2 protein-coding genes are annotated in these 4,393 nt (G+C 66.8%); one reads left to right on the top strand and one right to left on the bottom strand.

Annotated features, from left to right (window positions below):
- Positions 1 to 110 precede the first annotated feature (110 nt).
- Complete coding sequence (locus L995_RS23930; protein WP_082001616.1) at positions 111 to 1,109, bottom strand: LysR substrate-binding domain-containing protein; 999 nt, start codon at positions 1,107 to 1,109, stop codon at positions 111 to 113.
- Between the two features lie 53 nt (positions 1,110 to 1,162).
- Here L995_RS23930 and ydiJ point away from each other — a divergent pair, with 53 nt between their 5' ends.
- Complete coding sequence (gene ydiJ, locus L995_RS23935) at positions 1,163 to 4,222, top strand: D-2-hydroxyglutarate dehydrogenase YdiJ (RefSeq protein WP_047473936.1); 3,060 nt, start codon at positions 1,163 to 1,165, stop codon at positions 4,220 to 4,222.
- Positions 4,223 to 4,393: the final 171 nt, after the last annotated feature.

The following is a 4,393-nucleotide window of genomic DNA, read 5'->3' on the forward strand; positions in this document are numbered from 1 at the left end:
TAAATGAATACGGACCACAGCTTCTGGCTGTGGTCCGTTTTTCTTTGTGCCATCGTCAGCCGCTACCAACCGCTACCAACCGCTGAAGGGGAGCGGCCGTTGCGCGGGAATCAACCCTGGGCGCAGGTCTCAAGCAGCCATTGCCGGAAGGCTGCCAGCGCCGGCAGTGTCGCGTTCCTCTCGGGATAGACCAGGTAGTAGCTGCGCTGGCTGGGGATGGCGTCTCCCACCACGTGCAGCTCACCGCGCGCTATCTCCTCTTCCACCAGCACCCGTGGCACCAGGCCCACGCCCATGCCTGCCAGCACGGCCTGTATCAGGTGCGAGGTCAGTTCGAAGCTCGGTCCTATCCGCATCTGCCGGTGATCGAGCCGATAGTGCGTGAACCACTCGCTCCAGGCCTGCCGGTTGCTGGCCACCGTGAGCAGCACCTGCTGGCCCGCCCAATCCGGCGAGGCTGCTGCCTGCCCGGCCTGCTGCAGCGCCTGCGGGCTGGTCACCGCCACCAGAAACTCGTGGTACAGGCGATGCGCGGTCAGCCCGGGCCAGTCTCCCGTGCCCACGGTGATGGCGGCGTCTATCTCTGCGCTGTCGAAGTCGATGTCGCCTATGCGGGAATGGATGTGCATGGTCACCCCGGGCTGCGCCTGGTAGAAGCCATGCAGGTGCGGCAGCAGCCATTTGGAGCCGAAGGTGGGCAGGGTGGCCAGGTTGAGCGTGCCACCGCCGGACTGGCGTGACATGGCCTGCAGGGTGGCGCTGCGTATGCGGCCCAGCGCGGCGCCCAGGTCGATGAAGTAGCGGCGCCCCACATCAGTCAGGCGCACCGTGCGGCCCTCGCGGCGGAACAGGCTGATGCCCAACTGCGCCTCCAGTGTCTGCACCTGCCGGCTGATGGCGCTCTGGCTGAGCGACAGCTCCTCGGCCGCTCGCGCATAGCTTTCGTGGCGCGCGGCCGCCTCGAAGACCAGCAGCAGGGACATGGAGGGCGTCAGGCGTCGGTAATTCATGAGTTTTATGCAGTGTTCGCAGCCGCAATTTTCGTTTGTTCCAGAGGAAGAGTGTAGAGATACTTGCGGCCATGGTCGGCCTGAAATCGTGTATTGCATGCATGGGTTTCCTGGGCTGATCGCCAGCAACAAATCTCCCCACCTTGCCTTCCATGTCGATTGCCCCACTGCCCCACGCCAGCGCCCCCGTGCCTGCCCAATACCTTGAGTTTCTTGAAGCGTTGAAGGCCGCCGGCTTCGAGGGCGACGTGGACACGGACCATGCCAGCCGCACCGTGCTGGCCACGGACAACTCCATCTACCAGCGCATGCCGCAGGCGGCCATCTACCCGCGTCACGCCGAGGATGTGGCCAGGGCGGCGCAGGTGCTGGCGCGGCCTGAGTTCCGCGATGTGGTGCTGACACCGCGCGGCGGCGGCACGGGCACGAACGGGCAGTCGCTCACGCATGGCGTGACCATGGACTTGTCGCGGCACATGAATGGCATCCTTGAAATCAATGCCGAGCAGCGCTGGGTGCGCGTGCAGGCAGGCGTGGTCAAGGACCAGCTCAACGCCGCGCTCAAGCCATACGGACTGTTCTTTGCGCCCGAGCTGTCCACCTCCAACCGCGCCACCATCGGCGGCATGATCAACACCGATGCCAGCGGGCAGGGCAGCTGCACCTATGGCAAGACGCGCGACCACGTGCTGGCGCTGGACTTCGTGCTGCTGGGCGGCGAGCGCCTGCACAGCGCGCCGCTGGATGCCGAGGCGCTGGAGCGCATGTGCGCCGATTCGGGCCGCATCGGCAAGGTGCACCGCACGGCGCGGCGCATCAGCGAGGACCAGGCGGAGTTGATCGAGGCCAGATTCCCCAAGCTCAACCGCTGCCTCACCGGCTATGACCTGGCCCATCTGCGCGACGGCGACGGGCGCTTCAACCTCAACAGCGTGCTGTGCGGCGCCGAAGGCTCACTGGGATTCGTGGTGGAGGCGCGGCTCAACGTGCTGCCCATTCCCCGCTATTCGGTGCTGGTCAATGTGCGCTACGCGGGCTTCATGGACGCGCTGCGCGATGCGCGCGCGCTGATGGCACACCGGCCGCTGTCCATCGAGACGGTGGATTCCAAAGTGCTGCTGCTGGCCATGAAGGATTTCGTCTGGAGCAGCGTGGCCGAGTACTTCCCGCAGGACGGCCAGCGCCCCACGCTGGGCATCAACCTGGTGGAATTCAGCGGCGACGATCCGCAGGAGGTCGATGGCCGCGTGCAGGCCTTCCTCGTCCACCTGGGCGCGGATACCTCCGTGGAGCGGCTGGGCCATACGCTGGCGGCGGGCAATGCAGCGGTCCACCGCGTCTATGCCATGCGCAAGCGCGCCGTGGGCCTGCTGGGCAACGTGGCGGGCGAGGCGCGGCCCCAGCCCTTTGTCGAAGACACGGCCGTGCCGCCCGAGAACCTGCCCGAGTTCATTGCCGAGTTCCGCGCGCTGCTGGACAGTCACGGCCTGCAGTACGGCATGTTCGGCCACGTCGATGCCGGCGTGCTGCATGTGCGCCCCATCCTGGACATGAAGAACCCCGTGGACGCCGCCCTCGTGCGCCCCATCTCCGACGCGGTGGCCGAACTCACGCAGCGCCATGGCGGCCTGCTGTGGGGCGAGCACGGAAAGGGCCTGCGCTCCGAATATGTGCCGGCCTTCTTCGGCGAGCTGTATCCCTCGCTGCAGCAGCTCAAGGCCGCCTTCGACCCGCACAACCAGCTCAACCCCGGCAAGATCGCCACGCCGCCGGCCAGCAAGACCTTGCTGCTCAAGGTGGATGGCGTCACCACGCGCGGCGAGCTGGATCGGCAGATCGACGAGCGCGTATGGCAAAGCTATGGCGCGGCCATGCACTGCAACGGCAATGGCGCCTGCTACAACTTCGACCCGGACGACGCCATGTGCCCGTCCTGGAAGGCCACGCGCCAGCGCGTGCATTCGCCCAAGGGCCGGGCCTCGCTGATGCGCGAATGGCTGCGCCTGCAGGGGCAGGCAGGCGTGAACGTGCTGGAGGTCGCGCAGCGGCCCCAGCCCTTTCTGTCCAGCCTGGCCGCGCGCTGGCGCAACAGCCGCGCGGCGCGCCGCGGCGAGGCCGATTTCTCGCACGAGGTCTATGACGCCATGGCCGGCTGCCTGGCCTGCAAGTCCTGCGCCGGGCAGTGTCCCGTCAAGGTCAACGTGCCCGAATTCCGCTCGCGCTTTCTGGAGCTGTACCACCGCCGCTACCTGCGGCCCGTGCGCGACTACCTGATCGGCTCGCTGGAGTTCACCATGCCGTGGCTGGCGCGCATGCCCGCGCTCTACAACGGGGTGATGGGCTCGCCATGGATGCGCGATGTGCTCAGCCGGCGCATCGGCATGGTCGACGGTCCGCTGCTGAGCCGGCTGGACCTGGCAGCCACCTTGCGGCAATGGAAGGTGCGCGCGGCCGATGCGCAGGCGCTGGCCGCGCTTTCGCCCGAGCAGCGCGCGCGCAGCGTGGTCATCGTGCAGGACAGCTTCACCCGCTACTTCGAGACCGGCCAGCTGCAGGTGCTGATCGAGCTGGCCGCGCGCCTGGGGTTCCAGGTCTGGCTGGCGCCGCTGCTGCCCAATGGCAAGCCGCTGCATGTGCAGGGATTCATGGGCGCCTTTGCCAAGGCGGCCATCCGCAATGCCGCGCAGCTGGCGCAACTGGCTCAGTCCGGTGTGGCGCTGGTGGGGCTGGACCCGGCCATGACGCTGGCCTATCGGCAGGAATACCTCAAGGTGCCGGGCATGGGCGAGGTGCCCAAGGTGGCGCTGCCCCAGGAATGGCTGCAGCAGGTGCTGCCCGAGGCGCGCACGAACGAGGGCAGTGCAGGCACTGCGTACCGCCTGCTGCCCCATTGCACCGAAAAGACCAACGCGCCCGACAGCGGCAAGCAGTGGGCACAGCTCTTCGAGCGACGGGGCCTGCGCCTGAGCGTGGAGGCCACGGGCTGCTGCGGCATGTCGGGCACCTACGGGCATGAGTCGCGCAACCTCGAAACCTCCAAGACCATCTATGCCCAGTCATGGGCCCGGCAGATCGAAGGCAAGCAGGAGCTGGGCGAGCCGCTGGCCACCGGTTACTCCTGCCGCAGCCAGGTCAAGCGCCTGTCCGAACGCCAGGTGCGCCATCCGCTGGAGGCCTTGCTGGACCATGTGCGCGCCACGCATCAGGGGTGAGAAGATGCGGGGGGCTGAACGTCGCCATTTCAGGAATTTGCAGACATTTTTGAAAAATCTCTGCGTTTTCCCTGAAGGCCCGTTTTTAGTCCCTATAATTCAATGCTTCGGCGTGTAGCGCAGCCTGGTAGCGCACTTGCATGGGGTGCAAGGGGTCGCGAGTTCGAATCC

Source organism: Delftia sp. ZNC0008 (assembly GCF_000799035.1).
Classification (GTDB): domain Bacteria; phylum Pseudomonadota; class Gammaproteobacteria; order Burkholderiales; family Burkholderiaceae_C; genus Comamonas; species Comamonas tsuruhatensis.

What these genes read in the sequence shown, in the direction of transcription:
- L995_RS23930 (WP_082001616.1), bottom strand. Translation starts at nt 1,109, where the DNA reads ATGCAATACACGATTTCAGGCCGACCATGGCCGCAAGTATCTCTACAC.
- ydiJ (WP_047473936.1), top strand. Translation starts at nt 1,163, where the DNA reads ATGTCGATTGCCCCACTGCCCCACGCCAGCGCCCCCGTGCCTGCCCAA.